This is a genomic window from Enterobacter sp. NFIX58, from assembly GCF_900110475.1.
Lineage (GTDB): Bacteria > Pseudomonadota > Gammaproteobacteria > Enterobacterales > Enterobacteriaceae > Enterobacter > Enterobacter quasiroggenkampii.
Genome location: NZ_FODW01000001.1, coordinates 1,325,907 through 1,347,341, shown reverse-complemented (window position 1 = coordinate 1,347,341; position 21,435 = coordinate 1,325,907). Strand labels below are relative to the sequence as shown.

Annotated in this window: 16 protein-coding genes; 12 read left to right on the top strand and 4 right to left on the bottom strand. The window is 54.0% G+C overall.

Annotated elements, in window-relative coordinates:
- Positions 1 to 61: 61 nt before the first annotated feature.
- From dmsA to BMW97_RS06645, 5 genes are all read left to right on the top strand, one after another.
- On the top strand, positions 62 to 2,506 hold the full coding sequence (gene dmsA, locus BMW97_RS06665; protein WP_090392606.1) for a dimethylsulfoxide reductase subunit A: 2,445 nt from the start codon (positions 62 to 64) through the stop codon (positions 2,504 to 2,506).
- 10 nt (positions 2,507 to 2,516) lie between these two features.
- A complete protein-coding gene (locus BMW97_RS06660) occupies positions 2,517 to 3,134 on the top strand; it encodes a DMSO/selenate family reductase complex B subunit (RefSeq protein ID WP_021240882.1) in 618 nt (205 codons plus the stop codon).
- Between the two features lies 1 nt (position 3,135).
- On the top strand, positions 3,136 to 3,999 hold the full coding sequence (locus tag BMW97_RS06655) for a dimethyl sulfoxide reductase anchor subunit family protein (protein WP_045908392.1): 864 nt from the start codon (positions 3,136 to 3,138) through the stop codon (positions 3,997 to 3,999).
- A gap of 276 nt (positions 4,000 to 4,275) precedes the next feature.
- Positions 4,276 to 5,424 (top strand): MFS transporter, encoded by a 1,149-nt coding sequence (locus BMW97_RS06650; protein WP_008499979.1) that lies wholly within the window; start codon positions 4,276 to 4,278, stop codon positions 5,422 to 5,424.
- Between the two features lie 123 nt (positions 5,425 to 5,547).
- Positions 5,548 to 6,078 carry an anti-virulence regulator CigR family protein gene (locus BMW97_RS06645; RefSeq protein WP_045908391.1) on the top strand — a complete coding sequence of 177 codons (531 nt, stop codon included), beginning with the start codon at positions 5,548 to 5,550 and terminating at the stop codon, positions 6,076 to 6,078.
- Between the two features lie 36 nt (positions 6,079 to 6,114).
- Here BMW97_RS06645 and pflA read toward each other — a convergent pair whose 3' ends face one another.
- The 4 genes from pflA to ycaO form a co-directional block, all read right to left on the bottom strand.
- Positions 6,115 to 6,855, bottom strand: a complete 741-nt coding sequence (pflA, locus tag BMW97_RS06640; RefSeq protein WP_008499976.1) for a pyruvate formate lyase 1-activating protein — start codon at positions 6,853 to 6,855, stop codon at positions 6,115 to 6,117.
- Between the two features lie 203 nt (positions 6,856 to 7,058).
- Positions 7,059 to 9,341, bottom strand: a complete 2,283-nt coding sequence (gene pflB / locus BMW97_RS06635) for a formate C-acetyltransferase (protein WP_023310992.1) — start codon at positions 9,339 to 9,341, stop codon at positions 7,059 to 7,061.
- Between the two features lie 51 nt (positions 9,342 to 9,392).
- Positions 9,393 to 10,250, bottom strand: a complete 858-nt coding sequence (gene focA, locus BMW97_RS06630; protein ID WP_008499974.1) for a formate transporter FocA — start codon at positions 10,248 to 10,250, stop codon at positions 9,393 to 9,395.
- A gap of 406 nt (positions 10,251 to 10,656) precedes the next feature.
- The gene (ycaO, locus tag BMW97_RS06625) at positions 10,657 to 12,417 is read right to left on the bottom strand and encodes a 30S ribosomal protein S12 methylthiotransferase accessory factor YcaO (protein WP_175481431.1); all 1,761 of its coding nucleotides are present in this window, start codon (positions 12,415 to 12,417) and stop codon (positions 10,657 to 10,659) included.
- 127 nt (positions 12,418 to 12,544) lie between these two features.
- On the opposite strand from ycaO, the gene BMW97_RS06620 reads away from it, so the two are divergent.
- The 7 genes from BMW97_RS06620 (at position 12,545) to BMW97_RS06590 (ending at position 21,431) form a co-directional block, all read left to right on the top strand.
- On the top strand, positions 12,545 to 13,237 hold the full coding sequence (locus BMW97_RS06620) for a DUF421 domain-containing protein (RefSeq protein WP_045908389.1): 693 nt from the start codon (positions 12,545 to 12,547) through the stop codon (positions 13,235 to 13,237).
- A gap of 162 nt (positions 13,238 to 13,399) precedes the next feature.
- Positions 13,400 to 14,488, top strand: a complete 1,089-nt coding sequence (gene serC / locus BMW97_RS06615; protein WP_045908388.1) for a 3-phosphoserine/phosphohydroxythreonine transaminase — start codon at positions 13,400 to 13,402, stop codon at positions 14,486 to 14,488.
- Positions 14,489 to 14,557: 69 nt separating this feature from the next.
- A complete protein-coding gene (aroA, locus tag BMW97_RS06610) occupies positions 14,558 to 15,841 on the top strand; it encodes a 3-phosphoshikimate 1-carboxyvinyltransferase (protein WP_045908387.1) in 1,284 nt (427 codons plus the stop codon).
- 184 nt (positions 15,842 to 16,025) lie between these two features.
- Positions 16,026 to 16,709, top strand: a complete 684-nt coding sequence (cmk, locus tag BMW97_RS06605) for a (d)CMP kinase (protein ID WP_045908386.1) — start codon at positions 16,026 to 16,028, stop codon at positions 16,707 to 16,709.
- Between the two features lie 111 nt (positions 16,710 to 16,820).
- Positions 16,821 to 18,494 (top strand): 30S ribosomal protein S1, encoded by a 1,674-nt coding sequence (gene rpsA, locus BMW97_RS06600; RefSeq protein WP_008499966.1) that lies wholly within the window; start codon positions 16,821 to 16,823, stop codon positions 18,492 to 18,494.
- A 170-nt stretch (positions 18,495 to 18,664) separates the two neighbouring features.
- Positions 18,665 to 18,952, top strand: coding sequence for an integration host factor subunit beta (ihfB, locus tag BMW97_RS06595; protein ID WP_008499965.1), 288 nt, complete (start codon positions 18,665 to 18,667; stop codon positions 18,950 to 18,952).
- Between the two features lie 214 nt (positions 18,953 to 19,166).
- The gene (locus BMW97_RS06590) at positions 19,167 to 21,431 is read left to right on the top strand and encodes a ComEC family protein (protein WP_090392604.1); all 2,265 of its coding nucleotides are present in this window, start codon (positions 19,167 to 19,169) and stop codon (positions 21,429 to 21,431) included.
- Positions 21,432 to 21,435: the final 4 nt, after the last annotated feature.

Sequence of the window (21,435 nt, the reverse complement as noted above, 5' to 3'; positions counted from 1 at the left end):
AAAACTACATAGCGGTTTGCGCCGCCTCTCTTTTCTTTGTGAGCAACCAAAGTGAGTCTCTATGAAAATCAACGCGCCTGAAGCATTAATGGCTGCCGAGGTCACTCGCCGTGGGTTGATGAAAACCACGGCCATAGGCGGCCTGGCCGTAGCCAGCAGTGCCTTCTCGCTCCCCTTTACCCGACTGGCGTCGGCGGCAGAGGCTCTGTCTCCGGCCACTTCGCCGGAAAAAGTGGTGTGGAGTGCCTGTACCGTCAACTGCGGTAGCCGTTGTCCGCTGCGTATGCATGTGGTGGACGGTGAAATTAAATATGTCGAAACCGACAATACTGGTGACGATAACTACGAAGGGTTACATCAGGTCCGTGCCTGCCTGCGTGGTCGTTCCATGCGTCGTCGCGTCTATAATCCGGACCGCCTGAAATACCCGATGAAGCGCGTCGGTAAGCGTGGGGAAGGGAAATTCGAGCGGATTAGCTGGGACGAAGCCTACGATATCATCGCCACCAACATGCAGCGTTTGATTAAAGAGTACGGTAACGAATCTATCTACCTGAACTACGGTACCGGGACGCTTGGCGGCACGCTGACCCGCTCCTGGCCACCGGGAAAAACGCTGGTGGCGCGCCTGATGAACTGCTGCGGCGGTTATCTCAATCACTATGGCGACTACTCCTCTGCGCAGATCGCGGCAGGACTGAACTACACCTACGGCGGCTGGGCTGACGGCAACAGCCCGTCCGATATCGAAAACAGTAAGCTGGTCGTGCTGTTCGGTAACAACCCGGGTGAAACCCGCATGAGCGGTGGCGGGGTGACCTACTACCTCGAACAGGCACGCGCCAAATCCAATGCCCGCATGATCATCATCGATCCGCGCTATACCGACACCGGTGCCGGACGTGAAGACGAGTGGATCCCAATCCGTCCGGGTACCGATGCCGCGCTGGTCTCAGCGCTCGCGTGGGTGATGATCACCGAAAACCTTGTTGATCAGCCTTTCCTGGATAAATACTGCGTCGGCTATGACGAGAAAACGCTGCCCGCCAGCGCGCCGGCAAACGGTCACTACAAGGCGTATATTCTCGGACAGGGCAGCGACGGCGTGGCGAAAACGCCGGAGTGGGCCTCCACCATCACCGGCATCCCGGCAGAGCGTATCGTTCAGCTGGCGCGCGAGATTGGCTCAGCCAAACCGGCCTATATCAGCCAGGGCTGGGGTCCGCAGCGTCATGCGAACGGCGAAATCGCGACCCGTGCCATCTCCATGCTCTCCATTCTGACCGGCAACGTCGGCATTCACGGCGGTAACACCGGCGCGCGTGAAGGTTCATATGAAGTGCCCTTCGAACGTATGCCGACGCTGGATAACCCGGTTCAGACCACCATCTCCATGTTTATGTGGACCGATGCGATTGAACGCGGCCCGGAAATGACCGCTCTGCGCGACGGCGTGCGCGGCAAGGACAAGCTGGACGTGCCGATCAAGATGATCTGGAACTATGCCGGTAACTGTCTCATCAACCAGCACTCCGAAATCAACCGCACCCATGAAATCCTGCAGGACGACAAGAAGTGCGAGATGATTGTGGTGATCGACTGCCACATGACCTCCTCGGCAAAATATGCCGATATCCTGCTGCCGGACTGCACCGCCTCTGAGCAGATGGATTTCGCGCTGGACGCCTCCTGCGGCAACATGTCCTACGTGATCTTTACCGACCAGGCGATTAAACCGCGCTTTGAGTGCAAAACCATTTATGAGATGACCTCTGAGCTGGCGAAACGTCTTGGCGTTGAGCAACAGTTTACCGAGGGACGTACTCAGGAAGGGTGGATGCGCCATCTGCATGAACTCTCCCGTAAGGCGATTCCTGACCTGCCGGACTTTGATACCTTCCGCAAGCAGGGGATGTACAAACAGCGCGATCCGGAAGGGCACCACGTGGCGTACAAAGCGTTCCGTGAAGATCCGCAGGCGAACCCGCTGACCACGCCGTCGGGCAAAATCGAAATCTACTCCGAAGCGCTGGCAAACATTGCGTCAACCTGGGAACTGCCGGAAGGGGACGTTATCGATCCGCTGCCGATCTACACGCCGGGCTTTGAAAACTATAACGATCCGCTGACGGCGAAATTCCCGCTGCAGCTGACCGGCTTCCATTACAAAGCGCGTGTTCACTCTACCTACGGTAACGTCGACGTGCTGAAGGCCGCCTGCCGCCAGGAGATGTGGATTAACCCGATGGACGCGAAAGCGCGCGGCATCAGCAATGGCGATCGCGTGCGTATCTTCAACGGTCGCGGCGAGGTGCATATTGAAGCCAAAGTCACCCCACGCATGATGCCCGGCGTGGTGGCGTTAGGGGAAGGGGCCTGGTACAGCCCGGATGCCAACCGCATCGACCAGGCGGGCAGTATTAACGTACTGACCACACAGCGTCCGTCGCCGCTGGCGAAGGGTAACCCATCCCACACAAACCTTGTCCAGGTTGAAAAGGTTTAAGGAGTAGCCGATGACAACCCAGTATGGATTTTTTATTGATTCCAGCCGTTGCACCGGGTGCAAAACCTGCGAGCTGGCCTGTAAAGACTACAAAGACCTGACGCCGGACGTGAGCTTCCGTCGCATCTATGAATACGCCGGGGGCGACTGGCAGGAAGATAACGGCGTCTGGCATCAGAACGTCTTTGCGTATTACCTGTCGATTGCCTGTAACCACTGTGAAGATCCTGCCTGCACGAAGGTCTGTCCGAGCGGAGCGATGCACAAGCGCGAAGACGGCTTTGTGGTGGTAGATGAAGATGTCTGCATTGGCTGTCGCTACTGCCATATGGCCTGTCCGTACGGCGCGCCGCAGTACAATGCCGCTAAAGGTCACATGACCAAATGCGATGGTTGCCACACCCGCGTAGCGGATGGCAAAAAGCCGATTTGCGTCGAGTCCTGTCCGCTGCGCGCGCTGGACTTCGGCCCGATTGAAGAGCTGCGTCAGAAACACGGTCAGCTCGCCGCCGTGGCACCGCTGCCGTCTGCGCACTTCACGAAGCCGAGTATTGTGATTAAACCTAACGCCAACAGCCGTCCTACAGGTGACACCACCGGCTACCTGGCAAACCCGAAGGAGGTGTGAGATGGGAAGTGGATGGCATGAATGGCCGCTGATGATCTTCACGGTCTTTGGTCAGTGTGTGGCGGGCGGCTTCATTGTGCTCGCGCTGGCGTTGTTGAAAGGTCAGCTCAATGCTGAACAGCAGCAGCGTTTAGTGTTGAGCATGTTTGGCCTGTGGGTGCTGATGGGGATTGGCTTTATCGCCTCAACGCTGCACCTGGGCTCGCCGATGCGCGCGTTTAACTCTCTGAACCGCGTGGGGGCCTCATCACTGAGTAACGAGATTGCCAGTGGCGCAATTTTCTTTGCCGTCGGTGGGCTAGGCTGGCTGCTGGCCGCTATGAAGAAGTTGCCTGCGGGTCTGCGCAGCCTGTGGCTGATCCTGACTATGGTGCTGGGCGTGGTGTTCGTGTGGATGATGGTGCGTGTCTATAACACCATTGATACCGTCCCCACCTGGTACAACGTCTGGACGCCAATGAGCTTCTTCCTGACGATGTTTATCGGCGGGCCGCTGCTGGGCTACCTGCTGCTGCGCGTGGCGGGTGTCGACGGATGGGCTATGCGTTTGCTGCCCGCTGTTTCGCTTCTGGCGCTGGTAGTGAGTGCGATGGTCGCCCTGATGCAGGGTTCTGAACTGGCAACCATTCACAGCTCTATCCAGCAGGCCTCTGCCCTGGTGCCGGACTACGGTGCGCTGATGGCCTGGCGTATCGTCCTGCTGGTCGCTGCGCTGGTATTCTGGATTGCTCCTCAGCTTAAAGGCTATCAACCTGCGCTGCCGCTGTTGTCACTGGCTTTTGTGCTGGTACTGGCGGGTGAACTGATTGGTCGCGGCGTGTTCTACGGGTTGCATATGACTGTAGGTATGGCTATCGCCAGTTAATGTTGTATTTGGTTATATCAAGCCGGGCCTGAGTGCCCGGCTTTTTCTTTTTTCGATCATGAAATTTTTCGACTGTCGTTTTGTTTTAATTTTGCCCATTAATAAATGAAAACAGAGACATAATTAATATCTATAGCAGGCGTGGCATTAGCAGGATAAGTTTTTTAAATCGACAGGGAACATATTGTGCGAGGCGGCTAAATCAGTGGATTGACTTTGTTTTTGCCAGTGGCATGATGCGCACGAAATCTGAACTTCCTCACGGCTTTTTAATCCATGACCACCTATACCCGGCCAGTGCTGCTGTTGCTCTGTGGCCTGCTTCTGTTGACCCTGGCGATCGCAGTGTTAAATACGCTCGTCCCGCTGTGGCTCGCCCATGAAAACTTACCGACCTGGCAGGTGGGTATGGTCAGCTCGTCCTTTTTTACCGGGAACCTGCTGGGTACGCTGGTGACCGGGAGCCTGATCAAGCGCTTTGGCTTTAACCGCAGCTATTATCTGGCCTCGCTGATTTTCGCCGCCGGATGTGCGGGGCTGGGCCTGATGGTCGGCTTCTGGAGCTGGATGGCATGGCGCTTTATCGCCGGTGTCGGCTGCGCGATGATTTGGGTGGTCGTTGAAAGTGCGCTGATGTGCAGCGGCACCTCCCGCAACCGCGGACGCCTGCTGGCTGCCTACATGATGGTTTATTACGTCGGCACCGTGCTGGGACAACTGATGGTGAGTAAGCTGCCAACCGACCTGATGAGCGTTCTGCCGTGGGTGACCGGTATGGTGCTGGCCGCGATCCTGCCGCTGCTCTTTACGCGCATTGTGAACCAGAATAGCGAACACCAGGAAGCAACCCACGTCTGGCCAATGCTGAGGCTGCGTCAGGCGCGTCTGGGCGTTAACGGCTGCATTATCTCGGGGATTGTCCTCGGCTCGCTCTATGGCCTGATGCCACTCTATCTTAACCATCAGGGCGTCAGCGACTCCGGGATTGGTTTCTGGATGGCGGTGATGGTGAGTGCGGGTATTGTGGGGCAGTGGCCAATTGGCCGCCTGGCGGACCGCTTTGGACGTCTGCTGGTGCTGCGCGTTCAGGTCTTCGTGGTGATCATGGGCTGTCTTGCTATGCTCAGCAACGCCGCGATGGCGCCTGCGCTGTTCATTCTCGGGGCTGCTGGCTTTACGCTCTATCCCGTCGCGATGGCCTGGGCCTGTGAGAAAGTTGAGCATCACCAGTTGGTGGCAATGAACCAGGCGCTGTTACTGAGCTATACCATCGGCAGCCTGTTAGGGCCGACGTTTACCGCGATGCTGATGCAGAATTACTCCGATAATTTACTGTTTATCATGATCGCCAGCGTGTCGTTTATTTATCTGTTAATGCTGCTGCGTAAAGCGGGCGAACATCCAACGCCGGTGGCACATGCCTGATGAATTAAAAGCCTGTCGATGACAGGCTTTTTTGTCCCCATCACAACTCAGAGTTTTACTTATTGTTTGTTTATTGCGCCGGACGATAATTCAGGTGAGTCCTACCACAATAAGGCAGCAATCATGTCTATACGTCGTTTTTCCACTACCGCACTGGCCGTAGTGTTGTCTTTAACGTTTGCAACGGCTCCGGTCATGGCTAATCCTGGCAACGGGAATGGCAATGGTCACGGAAACGGAGGCGGACAGGGTAACAGCGGCAATCATGGTAACGGGAATTCTGGTAACGCCGGTAACCATGGTAATAAGCAAATTAACGGTCAGGATAACCCTGGTAAATCGGATAAGGGTGTTAAAAACAGCAAAGATGTCGGTAATGACGTTGATGCTCGCGTGAGCTTCGATCATGCCCGCCATCTGGCCGTGAATTACGGCTTAACGGGCTATAAGTCTCTGCCTCCGGGGATCGCAAAAAACCTGGCGCGCGGCAAACCACTGCCTCCGGGTATTGCGAAGAAGGCCGTGCCGGCCTCAATGCTGGACCAGCTTCCTTCCTATCCCGGTTATGAATGGCGCGTAGTGGGTGACGACCTGGTCTTAATTGCGCTGAGTACTGCGATTGTGACGTCCGTTATTAACGGCGTCTTTAAATAGCATATAAAAAGGCCCGTTTTTTACCGGGCCTTTTCTTTAATACATCACCTTGTGACCATACTGTTCAAGAATACCTTTGACGCGTTCCATCGTCTCTTTTTTCGGCGGCTTCACGCCATCGAGCTTGTACTCTTCACCCATGGCCACCCATTTATGTTTACCCAGCTCGTGATAGGGCAGAAGTTCGATTTTCTCGACGTTGCCCATGTCGCGTGTGAATTCCCCCAGGCGGTGCGCGGAGTCGTCGTCATCTGACCAGCCTGGTACCACCACGTAGCGGATCCAGGTTTTGATGCCTTTATCGGCAATGTATTTGGCAAACTCCAGCGTGCGGTGGTTGGAGACGCCCACCAGGTTCTGGTGGATCTCATCGTTCATCTGTTTGAGATCGAGCATCACCAGATCGGTCACTTCGAGCAGTTCATCAATCACCGGATCGTAGCGACGTACAAAGCCATTGGTATCCAGGCAGGTATGAATGCCTTCTTTGTGGCAGGCGCGGAACCAGTCGCGGACAAATTCAGCCTGAAGAATGGCTTCACCGCCGGATGCGGTCACACCGCCACCTGAGGCGTTCATAAAGTGGCGATAGGTCACCACCTCTTTCATCAGATCGTCGACGGTGACTTCTTTACCGCCGTGCGTGTCCCAAGTGTCGCGGTTATGGCAGTACAGGCAGCGCATCAGGCAGCCCTGGAAAAAGGTGATAAAGCGGATACCCGGGCCATCGACGGTGCCACAGGATTCAAAGGAGTGAATACGACCAATAGTTGACATTGCGGTGATATCTCCATCATCGGCCCGTCCCGGGCCTGTGTATGCACAGCTCAAAGCCGGCTGTGTTAAGTCTGTTTTGGCTGTTATCCATTCAGTATAGATAGCGGACAAAAGAGACTGAGGTGGAGAGGGTGCTAAAAAGGCCCCACTGACGTGGAGCCTTTATTGTACGCTTGTTAACGCGTGATTTCAGTCAATTCCACTTACATGGACTGAGTGAAAGTACGGGTGATAACGTCCTGCTGCTGTTCTTTAGTCAGGGAGTTAAAACGTACTGCGTAGCCAGATACGCGGATGGTCAGCTGAGGATATTTCTCAGGGTGTTCCATCGCGTCGAGCAGCATTTCACGGTTCATGACGTTCACGTTCAGGTGCTGACCACCTTCGATGGACGCTTCGTGGTGGAAGTAACCATCCATCAGACCCGCGAGGTTAGTTTTACGCACTTCGTCGTCTTTACCCAGCGCGTTTGGCACGATAGAGAAGGTGTAAGAGATACCATCTTTCGCGTAAGCAAACGGCAGTTTAGCAACGGAAGTCAGAGAGGCAACCGCACCTTTCTGGTCACGACCGTGCATTGGGTTTGCACCTGGGCCGAATGGCGCGCCAGCACGACGACCGTCTGGGGTGTTACCGGTTTTCTTACCATACACAACGTTAGAGGTGATGGTCAGAACAGACTGAGTCGGGATAGCGTTACGGTAGGTAGTCAGTTTCTGAATTTTCTTCATGAAACGTTCTACCAGGTCAACCGCCATGTCATCAACACGAGAATCGTTGTTACCAAACTGCGGATATTCGCCTTCGATTTCGAAGTCGATAGCCAGACCGTCTTCGTCACGAATTGGTTTAACTTTCGCATATTTGATTGCAGACAGGGAGTCAGCAGCAACGGACAGACCTGCGATACCACACGCCATGGTGCGGATAACGTCACGGTCGTGCAGCGCCATCAGAGAAGCTTCGTAGCTGTACTTGTCGTGCATGTAGTGGATAACGTTCAGCGCAGTGACGTACTGTTTCGCCAGCCAGTCCATGAAGTGATCCATGCGGTCCATCACTTCGTCGAAGTTCAGAACGTCGCCTTTGATCGGCTCAGACTTAGGACCAACCTGCATTTTCAGTTTTTCATCAACGCCGCCGTTGATTGCGTACAGCATGGTTTTTGCCAGGTTTGCACGCGCACCGAAGAACTGCATTTGTTTACCAACAACCATTGGGCTTACGCAGCAAGCGATAGCGTAATCGTCGTTGTTGAAGTCCGGACGCATCAGGTCATCGTTCTCGTACTGCAGAGAAGAGGTGTCGATGGACACTTTAGCGGCGAATTTCTTGAAGTTCAGAGGCAGTTTTTCAGACCACAGAACGGTGATGTTCGGCTCCGGAGAAGGACCCATGGTGTACAGGGTGTTCAGGAAGCGGAAGCTGTTTTTGGTCACCAGAGTACGGCCGTCAACGCCCATACCGCCGATGGATTCAGTTGCCCAGATTGGGTCACCGGAGAACAGCTCATCGTATTCAGGCGTACGCAGGAAGCGAACCATACGCAGTTTCATGACCAGGTGGTCAATCATTTCCTGAGCGTCTTGTTCGGTGATTTTGCCTGCTTTCAGGTCACGTTCGATGTAAGCATCCAGGAAGGTGGATACGCGACCGAAGGACATCGCTGCACCGTTCTGAGACTTAACTGCGGCCAGGTAGCCGAAGTAGGTCCACTGGATAGCTTCCTGAGCGTTGGTAGCAGGACCAGAGATATCGCAGCCGTATTTAGCCGCCATCTCTTTGATCTGACCCAGCGCGCGGTGCTGTTCAGCGATCTCTTCACGCAGACGGATAGTCGCTTCCAGGTTTACGCCGTTTTCCAGATCGGACTGCAGGGAAACAAACTGCGCGTACTTGTCTTTCATCAGGAAGTCGATACCGTACAGCGCAACGCGACGGTAGTCACCGATGATACGGCCACGGCCATACGCATCTGGCAGACCAGTCAGAACGCCAGATTTACGGCAGTTCAGAATGTCTTTGGTGTAAACATCGAATACGCCCTGGTTGTGGGTTTTGCGGTATTCGGTGAAGATTTTTTTCAGCATTGGGTCCAGCTCGCGGTTATACGCTTTGCAGGAACCTTCAACCATTTTAATACCACCGAACGGGATGATTGCGCGTTTCAGTGGTGCTTCAGTCTGCAGACCAACGATTTTCTCAAGGGCTTTGTTGATATAGCCAGCATCGTGAGAAGTGATGGTGGAAGCAACGGAGGTGTCAAAATCAACTGGCGCGTGAGTGCGGTTTTCCAGTTTAACGCCTTCCATTACGCTGTCCCACAGCTTGGTGGTCGCGTCAGTTGCGCCAGCCAGGAAGGATTCGTCACCTTCATACGGGGTATAGTTTTTCTGGATGAAGTCACGTACGTTTACTTCATTCTGCCAGTCACCTTTCGCAAAACCTTCCCAGGCTGTGGCTAACTTTTCATTAAGCTCGGACATGTAACACCTACCTTCTTAAGTGGATTTTTTATTTACTGCCTGAGAAAACCATCAATGATGATCGTCGCCACGCAGGTAAATGACCCAGTATGTCAACCCAACTAACAGACCCCCACCGATAATGTTCCCGATAGTGACAGGGATCAGGTTATCAGTAATGAAATTCATAATAGTCAGGTGAGAGAAACTTTCCGGGGATGAACCAACTGCGGTCCAGAACTCCGGGCTCGCAAAGTCGCGGATAACAATGCCCATTGGGATCATGAACATATTCGCGATACTGTGCTCAAAGCCGCTGGCAACGAACATCGCAACCGGCAGAACCATAATTAAGGCTTTGTCCATCAGGCTACGACCCGAGTAGCTCATCCATACAGCCAGGCAGACCATCAGGTTAGCGAGGATGCCGAGAGCAACGGCTTCGATAAATGTGTGGTGCATTTTGTGGTCGGCGGTTTGCAGGACGTTAAGGCCCCAGCCACCGTTGGCGGTCATGTACTCGCCAGAAAGCCACATCAACAAAACAAAGAGCAGACAGCCAACCAGGTTACCCACGTAAACATTAAGCCAGTTACGTGCCAGCTGACCCCAGGTAATTCTTCCGCTGGCCTTTGCCACGACAATCAGCACCGTTGAGGTGAAGAGGTCGGCGCCGCAAATGACGCAAAGAATCAGACCCAGTGAGAAACAAATGCCGCCAATCAGTTTGGCCATGCCGAAAGGCATTCCGGCAGTACCGGTGGTGGCGGTGATGTAGAAGACGAAAGCGATAGAGATGAACACACCAGCCGTGATCGCCAGATAGAACGTCTTCATCGGGTGTTTCGTTGCTTTATAGACACCTGCTTCTTCGGCAACTTTGGCCATCGCAGCAGGGAGTAAAAGATCAAAAGGGTTGTCAGCTTTCACACTAACTCTCTCTTTATTAAGTCGGCGACGAGATACTAACAAAGCATTATAGAAGAGAAATTGATATAGATCATATCTCGCCTGGCTTATAGGCCCGCAGTGTGTATAGATTTACAGCAAATGCGGAGTAAGTGTTTGATTATCCGTATAAAAATAAATTTTAAAAGTTATGAAAAGAGTTGAATTTTTTCGTTCAGCCACCTCTTTATCAGTTAATTAATATGGAGTATTAACCATAAAAAGTAACAGTAAAGCCCAGATCAATATTATTATATTTACCCGTGTTTAACTTTATTATTACAATCAACAATCATTGCCGAAGAAAATAAAAAACGGGGCAATGAAATTGCCCCGTAATATAGCCCAGACGATTGAATACGCCTACTGCTGGTAATGTTATATGCGCTTATTTTGACCAGTAAGCAGCTTTTGCTTTCTGCAGCTTTTCGTAGGCCTTCAGCAGTGACTGATGCGCCGGGAAGGCTTTCAGATCGCTATCAACAGCCTGCAGGCCATAGAACGGCGCTTCGCCGCTCAGGGCCGCGCTGGCTGCTTCAACGGCCTCAGCCCCGTACATACACACGAAAGCATTCAGGTATTGCAGCGGTTCGCGATCCTCTTCCTGTGCAAGCAGCAGCAGGGTTTGCAGGCAACGGTAATAATTGGTGCGCTCGGCAGAGAAGACCGACTGGTTGAACTCCATGGTCCACTCGGTCCAGGCCAGGGCCTGATCCAGATCGCCACCCGCCAGAGCCAGCATTGCTTTCAGTTCACCGATACGCAGGGTATACCAGCCGTTATCTTTACCGGTCGCCAGACCCAGGAGTTCGCGTACGCGGGTGAAGTCATCGTGGCCTTCTTCGTCCAGTTGGGCGATCAGGTTCAGGTAATCTTCTTTCTCCCATTCACTGCCCGGCAGAGCCAGCAGCGTTTCGCGCAGATGGGTGCCCATGCTGTTGTTCGCCAGCCACAGGTCTTCAGCGGGGTAGATGTCAGACATGCCAGGCACGATGATGCGGCACGCGTAAACGCCCAGGTGCTCGTAATCGGCAATGTACACTTCCTGGTCTTCCGCGTTGAAGATCGCCATCAGCGTGGCGAACTCTTCTTCCGTGGTACCGGCGAAGCTCCAGTCCACGAACGGATAGTCCGCGTCCTGCTTGAACATATCCCAGGAAATTAAGCCGCTGGAATCGATGAAGTGGGTTTCGAGGTTGGTATGCTCGGCCACTTCTTCATCGTCAAACGTTGGCGGCGTAAACACGTCGAGATCTTTCAGGCTACGGCCCTGCAGCAGCTCAGTGACGGTACGCTCCAGCGCCACGCCGAAGTCCGGGTGCGCGCCGAAGGAGGCGAAGCAGGTACCGTTGGTCGGGTTAAACAGCACGACGCAGATCACCGGATACTTGCCGCCCAGCGAGCCGTCATACGCGAAGATTGGGAAACCTTCTGCTTCCAGTTTGGCGATGGATTCCACCACGCCCGGGTAGCGCGCCAGCACGTCTGCCGGAATTTCAGGCAGGCTGATGGATTCGGCAATAATGCGGTTTTTGATGTGACGCTCGAAGACTTCAGACAGACCCTGCACGCGCGCTTCATTGCGGGTGTTACCGGCGGACATGCCGTTAGACACATACAGGTTGCCGACGATGTTCATCGGGATATAGACGGTCTGCTCGTCAGACTGACGGGTAAAGGGCAGGGCGCAAATACCGCGATCGTCGTTTCCGGACTGCAGATCGATCAGCATGCTGGCGGTCAGTTCGTTTTCCGGATCGTAGAAAGCACGCAGACGCGCGTCGAGAATACCTTCCGGCAGTTCGTCGTCTTCCGTCAGTGGGAACCATTTTTCGTTCGGATAGTGAACGAACGGGCCGTTGGCGATGGTTTCGCCCAGCCAGAAGTCAGCGAAGAAATAGTTGGTGGACAGACGCTCAAAATACTCACCCAGCGCGGAGGCCAGTGCCGCTTTTTTCGTCGCGCCTTTACCGTTGGTAAAGCACAGGGCACAGTCTTTATCGCGAATATGCACGGACCAGACATGAGGCACCGGATTGAGCCAGGAGGCTTCTTCGATGTTAAAACCCAGGTCGGTCAGTTTCTGCTGGAAGCGAGCGATGGAATCTTCCAGAGCGGCGTCTTTGCCGGGGATAAACGTTTGAGTCATGGCGTTCACTTTTATCGTACGTAAAGCGCGCAATGATACGGGTTTTGCGTGACGGGTGCTATCTTCGGCGAAAATAAATGCCTGAGCTATGCTTACACTCAGTAACCTACTGTTAAGGCATAGAAAAATGAAAGCGTTTGATCTCCAGCGGATGGCGTTTGATAAAGTCCCTCCAGAGTTTTTAGGCGAAGTCGCGCTTCGCAGCCTGTATACCTTCGTCCTCGTCTTCCTGTTTCTCAAAATCACGGGCCGCCGTGGCGTACGGCAGATGTCGCTCTTTGAAGTGTTGATTATCCTGACGCTGGGTTCCGCGGCGGGGGATGTCGCCTTCTATGATGATGTGCCGATGGTGCCGGTCTTCATCGTTTTTGTCTCCCTGGCGCTGCTTTACCGGCTTGTCATGTGGCTGATGTCGAAAAGTGAAAAGCTGGAAGATCTGCTTGAAGGGAAGCCGGTCGTTATCGTCGAGGACGGTCAGTTGGCCTGGGAAAACGTTCAGAGCGCCAATATGACCGAGTTTGAGTTCTTTATGGAGCTACGCCTCAACAGCGTGGAACAGCTCGGGCAGGTGCGTCTGGCGATCATGGAAACCAACGGGCAGATTAGCGTCTATTACTATTCTGACGATGAGGTGAGGCCGGGACTGTGCATTCTGCCGGATATGCTGATCGAGCGTTTCAGAACCGTACCTGAGTCAGGCGAGTATGCCTGCGTGAGATGTAGCCATGTCGTCGCGATGCAGCCGGGGGATCGTCAATTATGCCCCCGCTGTGCAAATCCGGAATGGACGAAGGTTAGCCGGGCTAAACGCATCACCTGACAGCCATTTTGTCGGTTTTGTCCTGGCGAGGCGGCAGATTGTTTTGTGTGACGTGGGGCACATTTCACGGGTCATAAGTTTTAGACATTGCGGCGCGTGTCACTGAATGATAAAACCGATATCCACAGTTATAACTTATGGCTTTTAGCGTGGTGAGGGGAAATGGCTCAAGTCTTTAATTTCAGTTCAGGTCCGGCAATGTTACCGGCAGACGTGCTTAAACAGGCTCAACAGGAACTTTGTGACTGGAACGGTCTCGGTACGTCGGTGATGGAAATCAGCCACCGGGGTAAAGAGTTTATTCAGGTGGCGGAAGAGGCAGAAAAGGATTTTCGCGATCTGCTGAATATTCCCTCGAACTACAAAGTATTGTTCTGTCACGGCGGCGGGCGCGGCCAGTTTGCGGGCGTACCGCTGAACATCCTGGGCGATAAAACGACGGCAGACTACGTTGACGCAGGCTACTGGGCGGCCAGTGCGGTGAAAGAAGCGCACAAATACTGCACGCCGAATGTGATCGACGCCAAAGTGACTGTTGACGGCCTGCGCGCCGTGAAGCCAATGAGCGAGTGGCAGCTTTCTGATAACGCCGCGTATCTGCACTACTGCCCGAACGAAACCATTGACGGCATTGCCATCGACGAGACGCCAAACTTCGGCAGCGATGTCGTGGTTGCCGCTGACTTCTCCTCCACCATTCTGTCTGCGCCAATTGACGTCAGCCGTTATGGCGTGATCTACGCGGGCGCACAGAAAAATATCGGCCCTGCAGGCCTGACGATTGTTATCGTGCGTGAAGATCTGCTGGGTAAAGCGCATACATCCTGCCCGTCGATTCTTGATTACACCGTGCTGAACGACAACGATTCTATGTTCAACACCCCACCGACGTTTGCCTGGTACCTCTCCGGCCTGGTCTTCAAATGGCTGAAGCAAAACGGCGGTGTGGCGCAGATGGACAAAGTGAATCAGCAGAAAGCCGAACTGCTGTATGGCGTGATCGACAAGAGCGATTTCTACCGCAACGATGTGGCGAAAGCTAACCGTTCCCGCATGAACGTGCCGTTCCAGCTGGCGGACAGCAACCTGGATAAAGTGTTCCTGGAAGAGTCCTTCGCGGCAGGCCTGCACGCGCTCAAAGGTCACCGTGTCGTGGGCGGCATGCGTGCCTCCATCTATAACGCGATGCCGCTGGAAGGCGTTAAAGCTCTGACCGATTTCATGATCGACTTCGAACGTCGCCACGGTTAATTGCGCTGTTTTCACCCCCGTAGCCCTGCTGCGGGGTTTTTATTATGTTGAGTTGAGAGTTAAGTTTTCATGGAATCCCTGACGTTACAACCTATCGCGCGGGTAGATGGCACCATTAATCTGCCTGGTTCAAAAAGTGTCTCGAACCGCGCTCTGCTGCTGGCAGCACTGGCAAACGGCACCACCGTCCTTACAAACCTGCTGGACAGCGATGACGTGCGCCATATGCTCAATGCGCTGAAAGCGTTGGGCGTTCATTACACTCTCTCCGACGATCGCACCCGCTGCGAAGTGACCGGCAATGGCGGCGCGCTGCAGACGGGTGAAGAGCTTGAGCTGTTTCTGGGCAACGCGGGTACCGCGATGCGTCCGCTGGCGGCGGCTCTGTGTCTTGGGCGCAACAACATTGTGCTGACCGGTGAGCCGCGCATGAAAGAGCGTCCGATTGGCCATCTGGTGGATGCCCTGCGTCAGGGCGGCGCGCAGATTGAGTATCTGGAGCAGGAAAATTATCCGCCACTGCGTCTGCGCGGGGGCTTTACCGGCGGTCACGTCGAGGTTGACGGCAGCGTTTCAAGCCAGTTCCTGACCGCCCTGCTGATGACCGCGCCGCTGGCACCGCAGGATACGGTAATTACGATTAAAGGCGAGCTGGTCTCCAAACCGTATATCGATATCACGCTGCACCTGATGAAAACCTTCGGCGTCGAGGTGGAAAACCAGTCTTATCAGCGCTTCGTAGTACGTGGTGCGCAGCAGTACCAGTCTCCGGGCAGCTATCTTGTTGAAGGCGACGCCTCGTCGGCTTCTTACTTCCTGGCGGCGGGCGCCATCAAAGGCGGTACCGTGAAGGTGACCGGTATTGGCCGCAACAGCGTGCAGGGCGATATCCGTTTTGCGGACGTGCTGGAGAAAATGGGCGCGGTTGTGACCTGGGGCGATGATTTCATCTCCTGTACCCGCGGCGAGCTGAAGGCCATCGACATGGACATGAACCATATTCCGGATGCGGCGATGACCATTGCCACAGCGGCGCTGTTTGCAAAAGGCACCACCACGCTGCGTAATATCTACAACTGGCGCGTAAAAGAAACCGACCGATTGTTCGCGATGGCGACTGAGCTGCGTAAGGTCGGCGCTGAGGTGGAAGAGGGTGAAGACTACATTCGCGTCACGCCTCCTGCAAAACTGCAGGTTGCCGAGATCGGAACCTACAACGATCACCGTATGGCGATGTGCTTCTCGCTGGTGGCGTTGTCAGACACGCCTGTCACCATTCTTGATCCAAAATGTACGGCGAAAACGTTCCCTGACTACTTCGAACAGCTGGCACGCATTAGCACGCTGGCCTGATAACGCCTGCCGCATCACCCGATGCGGCATTTCCTTACGCTTCCAGACGAACACTTCCGTTCATTTCTTCTACACTCTGCTTCAATCAATCCGTAATTTGCACGCAAAGGTAACAGTTGCGCACGTTGACGCGTATAATGCGCGGCGTTCATGTAAACGGTATGCCTTATTTAAGGAGAAAAAGATGACGGCAATTGCCCCGGTAATCACCATTGATGGGCCGAGTGGCGCAGGGAAAGGGACTCTGTGCAAAGCGATGGCGGAAGCGTTGCAATGGCATCTTTTAGATTCGGGAGCAATCTATCGCGTGCTGGCTCTGGCTGCGCTGCATCATCATGTGGACGTGGCGTCAGAAGAAGCGCTGGTACCGCTGGCTGCGCATCTTGATGTGCGTTTCGTATCGACCAATGGCAACCTGGAAGTCATCCTTGAAGGGGAAGACGTGAGCGGGGAAATTCGTACTCAGGAAGTGGCGAATGCGGCCTCCCAGGTAGCAGCCTTCCCGCGCGTTCGTGAGGCGCTGTTACGTCGTCAACGCGCGTTTCGTGAAGCACCGGGCTTGATCGCAGACGGACGCGATATGGGAACCGTGGTATTCCCTGATGCACCTGTGAAAATTTTCCTTGACGCCTCTTCGGAAGAACGTGCTCAACGCCGCATGCTTCAGTTGCAGGAAAAGGGGTTTAGTGTTAACTTTGATCGCCTTTTATCCGAGATAAAAGAGCGCGATGACCGCGATCGTAACCGTGCCGTCGCCCCACTTGTTCCAGCAGAAGATGCATTAGTTCTGGATTCAACCAGTTTAACTATTGAGCAAGTGATTGAAAAAGCGCTACAATATGCACACCAAAAACTGGCACTCGCGTAATCGCGACCGATTTAGCAGTACCCCCGCTGCAAAGGATTGACGGCGGGTATGTGAAACAACCCCATCCGGCACGGAGCCAGGTGGACGTTAATATTAACCTGAAGATTAAACATGACTGAATCTTTTGCTCAACTGTTTGAAGAATCCTTAAAAGAAATCGAAACCCGCCCGGGTTCCATCGTTCGCGGTGTTGTTGTTGCTATCGACAAAGACGTAGTACTGGTTGACGCCGGTCTGAAATCTGAGTCCGCCATTCCGGCAGAGCAGTTCAAAAACGCCCAGGGCGAGCTGGAAATCCAGGTTGGCGACGAAGTTGACGTTGCTCTGGACGCAGTAGAAGACGGCTTCGGTGAAACCCTGCTTTCTCGTGAGAAAGCGAAACGTCACGAAGCATGGATCACGCTGGAAAAAGCTTACGAAGAAGCTGAAACTGTGGTCGGTGTTATCAACGGCAAAGTTAAAGGTGGCTTCACTGTTGAGCTGAATGGTATTCGTGCGTTCCTGCCAGGTTCTCTGGTAGACGTTCGTCCAGTTCGTGACACCCTGCACCTGGAAGGCAAAGAGCTTGAGTTCAAAGTAATCAAGCTGGACCAGAAGCGTAACAACGTTGTTGTTTCCCGTCGTGCCGTTATCGAATCCGAAAACAGCGCAGAACGCGATCAGCTGCTGGAAAACCTGCAGGAAGGCATGGAAGTCAAAGGTATCGTTAAGAACCTCACTGACTACGGCGCATTCGTTGACCTGGGCGGCGTTGATGGCCTGCTGCACATCACCGACATGGCGTGGAAACGCGTTAAGCACCCAAGCGAAATCGTGAACGTGGGCGACGAAATCACTGTTAAAGTGCTGAAGTTCGACCGCGAGCGTACTCGTGTATCCCTCGGCCTGAAACAGCTGGGCGAAGATCCATGGGTAGCTATCGCTAAGCGTTACCCAGAAGGTACTAAACTGACTGGTCGCGTAACCAACCTGACTGACTACGGCTGCTTCGTTGAAATCGAAGAAGGCGTTGAAGGTCTGGTGCACGTTTCCGAAATGGACTGGACCAACAAAAACATCCACCCATCCAAAGTTGTTAACGTTGGTGACGTAGTGGAAGTGATGGTTCTGGATATCGACGAAGAACGTCGTCGTATCTCCCTGGGCCTGAAGCAGTGCAAAAACAACCCATGGCAGCAGTTCGCGGAAACCCACAACAAGGGTGACCGTGTTGAAGGTAAAATCAAGTCTATCACTGACTTCGGTATCTTCATCGGCCTGGACGGCGGCATCGATGGCCTGGTTCACCTGTCTGACATCTCCTGGAACGTTGCAGGCGAAGAAGCAGTTCGTGAATACAAAAAAGGCGACGAAATCGCTGCAGTTGTTCTGCAGGTTGACGCAGAGCGTGAGCGTATCTCCCTGGGCGTTAAACAGCTCGCAGAAGATCCGTTCAACAACTGGGTTGCACTGAACAAGAAAGGCGCAATCGTAAACGGTAAAGTGACTGCAGTTGACGCTAAAGGCGCAACCGTAGAACTGGCTGACGGCGTTGAAGGTTACCTGCGCGCTTCTGAAGCTTCCCGTGACCGCGTTGAAGATGCCACTCTGGTTCTGAACGTAGGCGACGACGTTGAAGCTAAGTTCACCGGTGTTGACCGTAAGAACCGTGCAATCAGCCTGTCTGTTCGTGCTAAAGACGAAGCTGATGAGAAAGATGCAATCGCAACTGTTAACAAACAGGAAGATGCAAACTTCTCTAACAACGCAATGGCTGAAGCTTTCAAAGCAGCTAAAGGCGAGTAATATCAGGTTCTCAGCATCATGTGCGCTGTAGTGCATTTACAGCGCGAAGGATGAGGAGCAAACTTGACAGATTACAGGATTCGTCCTGTAATCAATAACAAAGGGCGGCTACGGCCGCCCTTGTTTAATGAGCTGTTCAGCTAATTGGTTTGAAAGGAACCGGAGGAATCATGACCAAGTCAGAATTGATTGAAAGACTTGCCAGTCAGCAACCGCATATCCCTGCCAAAGCAGTGGAAGATGCCGTAAAAGAGATGCTGGAGCATATGGCCTCCACTCTTGCCCAGGGCGAGCGCATTGAAATCCGCGGTTTCGGTAGTTTTTCTCTGCACTATCGTGCTCCACGTACCGGGCGTAACCCGAAAACTGGCGATAAAGTCGAGCTGGAAGGTAAGTACGTTCCACACTTTAAGCCGGGTAAAGAACTGCGCGATCGCGCCAATATTTACGGCAACTGAGTTTAGCCAGCCGGTTAAACTGGGTTCGAAAGAAAGCACCTGCGGGTGCTTTTTTTGTACCCGTCGCTTTCTTTCTGAAGGTGCCCCGCATTTGCCGTTTCGTTTTCTGCAACACGTAAAATACCTTGCTGCGCTTGCTGTAAATCGCATCCTTCACACCTGACGACCCGCTCACCCTGCTTGCATACTGCCACCCTGAAACAGGGAGGTAGCAATGGGAATTCCCGCGCTTAGTGTCTGCGCCATGCTGGCGATAGTTCCGTTACTCTGGTTACCTGAATTGCCGTCACCTTACACTGTGTGGGCCATGGTGGCTGGCGGGATAGTGCTTGCTGCATGGCAAAACCGTCGAATGAAGTATGCTGGTGTCACGCTGTTATTTTGTGCGTGGGGCATTCTGGCCGCGCAAGAGAGCGTATGGCCGATGCAGCATTTAACAACGGGGGCCGTGCAGGCTGAGGTAGAGCTCACCGCGACCGACGGCGCCACTCTGCATCAGGGAAACATTCGCAGCGTCGATGGCAAGCGCTGGTGGGCCTCCACCGGCGTAACGCTGTATGGCAATTATCTGCCGCAGAAAGCCTGTGCCGGTCAGCGCTGGACCATGACGCTCAGGCTCAGGCCTGCACACGGCGAACTGAACGACGGCGGTTATGATGCTCAGCGCAGCGCTTTTGCCCGACATCAAACATTGAGCGGGCGCTTCACCCGTGCGGAACTCGTCGACGGGCGCTGCAGCCTGCGAGCGCAATATCTGCTGTCGTTGCAAAACCGACTTTCTGCTTATCCATGGGGAGCGGTTATCCTGGGCCTTGGGATGGGGGAACGCCTGGATGTACCACGGGAAATAAAAGATCTTATGCGGGAAACCGGCACGCTGCATTTGATGGCGATTTCGGGTCTGCATATCGCGCTGGCAGCCTCTCTCGTCTGGTTACTTGCACGTGGACTCCAGTTTTTATTACCCAGCCATCGGGTCCACTGGCAAATGCCTCTCCTTGCCGGGTTAATCTTTGCTGCTTTCTACGCCTGGCTTACCGGCCTGCAACCGCCTGCGCTGCGGACGGTCATCGCACTTGCTGTGCTTGCTATGTTGCGTATCGCTGGCCGTCAATGGTCTCCCTGGCAGGTATGGGGGTGCTGTATCGCGGCGATACTGTTAAACGATCCGTTAGCCGTACTTTCGCAGAGTCTGGCTTTGTCAGCCTTTGCCGTCGCCGCGCTGATTTTCTGGTTTCAGTGGCTGCCGCTTCCTGACTGGCAGTGGACGCGACGTATACGGCCGCTAGTGAACCTGATTTATCTGCAGGTCGGCATGTTGCTTCTGCTCATGCCGTTACAGGTTCTGATTTTCCATGGCTTCAGCCTCTCATCCCTGGTCGCGAATCTCTTTGCCGTGCCCCTGGTAACGTTTGTCTCCGTCCCGCTGATCCTGCTCGGTATGCTGCTCCATCTGCTACCGCTGGCGGCGGTTGAAAGTGCCATCTGGTTTGCTGCCGATAAGTCGCTTGCGGGACTCTTCTGGCTACTGATGCGCCTGCCTGATGGCTGGCAGAGTGTCGATCAACGCTGGCAAACCATGGCATTACTGCCGTGGTTGATCATCATTGCCTGGCGTTTTCGTGCCTGGAAAACCGTTCCTGCCGTTTGTCTTGCAGGCAGTGTCTTACTGACATTTCCCCTCTGGCGAGCGTCAAAAAGCGAGAGCTGGACGCTGCATATGCTGGACGTGGGGCAGGGGCTGGCCATGGTCATTGAAAGGCAGGGAAAAGCCATTCTTTATGATACCGGGCTCGCCTGGCCGGACGGAGACAGCGCGCAGCGGTTAATTATTCCCTGGCTTCGCTGGCATCACCTGCGGCCAGACGGGGTGATTCTCAGTCATGAACACCTCGACCATGCAGGAGGCCTCATTTCGTTGCAAAAAGCATGGCCGGATATATGGATAAGAAGCCCGTTGCGCAGGACGGGACACCGTCCCTGTTTTCGTGGGCAGAAATGGTTATGGCAGGGGTTAACCTTCACCGTCCACTGGCCCCCTGAAAATTACCCGGCCCAGGGGAATAACCGTTCCTGCGTGGTAAAGGTGGACGACGGGGAGCAAAGTGTTCTGTTAACAGGAGATATTGAAGCGCAAGCGGAACAGGCTATGCTTAGCCATTACTGGCGCTATATGACGTCCACGTTGATACAGGTGCCCCATCATGGCAGCAATACCTCGTCTTCACTGCCGCTGGTACAGCGGGTGGGAGGACAGATCGCCCTGGATTCCGCGGCCCGCTATAACGCATGGCATTTCCCGTCAGCAAAAGTTGTCCGACGCTATCGAAAAGAGGGGTATATCTGGCACGATACCCCTCATTCAGGACAAATATCGGTGACATTCTCGCAACATCACTGGCAAATCCGGCGCTTGCGAGAGCAAATTTTACCACGTTGGTATCATCAGTGGTTTGGCGCGCCCGTCGATAACGGGTAGAATA

Coding starts and splice junctions, on each gene's coding strand:
- ycaO (WP_175481431.1), bottom strand. CDS start 12,417: ATGACTCAAACGTTTATCCCCGGCAAAGACGCCGCTCTGGAAGATTCC.
- rpsA (WP_008499966.1), top strand. CDS start 16,821: ATGACTGAATCTTTTGCTCAACTGTTTGAAGAATCCTTAAAAGAAATC.
- cmk (WP_045908386.1), top strand. CDS start 16,026: ATGACGGCAATTGCCCCGGTAATCACCATTGATGGGCCGAGTGGCGCA.
- BMW97_RS06620 (WP_045908389.1), top strand. CDS start 12,545: ATGAAAGCGTTTGATCTCCAGCGGATGGCGTTTGATAAAGTCCCTCCA.
- BMW97_RS06660 (WP_021240882.1), top strand. CDS start 2,517: ATGACAACCCAGTATGGATTTTTTATTGATTCCAGCCGTTGCACCGGG.
- aroA (WP_045908387.1), top strand. CDS start 14,558: ATGGAATCCCTGACGTTACAACCTATCGCGCGGGTAGATGGCACCATT.
- serC (WP_045908388.1), top strand. CDS start 13,400: ATGGCTCAAGTCTTTAATTTCAGTTCAGGTCCGGCAATGTTACCGGCA.
- BMW97_RS06655 (WP_045908392.1), top strand. CDS start 3,136: ATGGGAAGTGGATGGCATGAATGGCCGCTGATGATCTTCACGGTCTTT.
- pflB (WP_023310992.1), bottom strand. CDS start 9,341: ATGTCCGAGCTTAATGAAAAGTTAGCCACAGCCTGGGAAGGTTTTGCG.
- BMW97_RS06645 (WP_045908391.1), top strand. CDS start 5,548: ATGTCTATACGTCGTTTTTCCACTACCGCACTGGCCGTAGTGTTGTCT.
- BMW97_RS06650 (WP_008499979.1), top strand. CDS start 4,276: ATGACCACCTATACCCGGCCAGTGCTGCTGTTGCTCTGTGGCCTGCTT.
- pflA (WP_008499976.1), bottom strand. CDS start 6,855: ATGTCAACTATTGGTCGTATTCACTCCTTTGAATCCTGTGGCACCGTC.
- ihfB (WP_008499965.1), top strand. CDS start 18,665: ATGACCAAGTCAGAATTGATTGAAAGACTTGCCAGTCAGCAACCGCAT.
- BMW97_RS06590 (WP_090392604.1), top strand. CDS start 19,167: ATGGGAATTCCCGCGCTTAGTGTCTGCGCCATGCTGGCGATAGTTCCG.
- dmsA (WP_090392606.1), top strand. CDS start 62: ATGAAAATCAACGCGCCTGAAGCATTAATGGCTGCCGAGGTCACTCGC.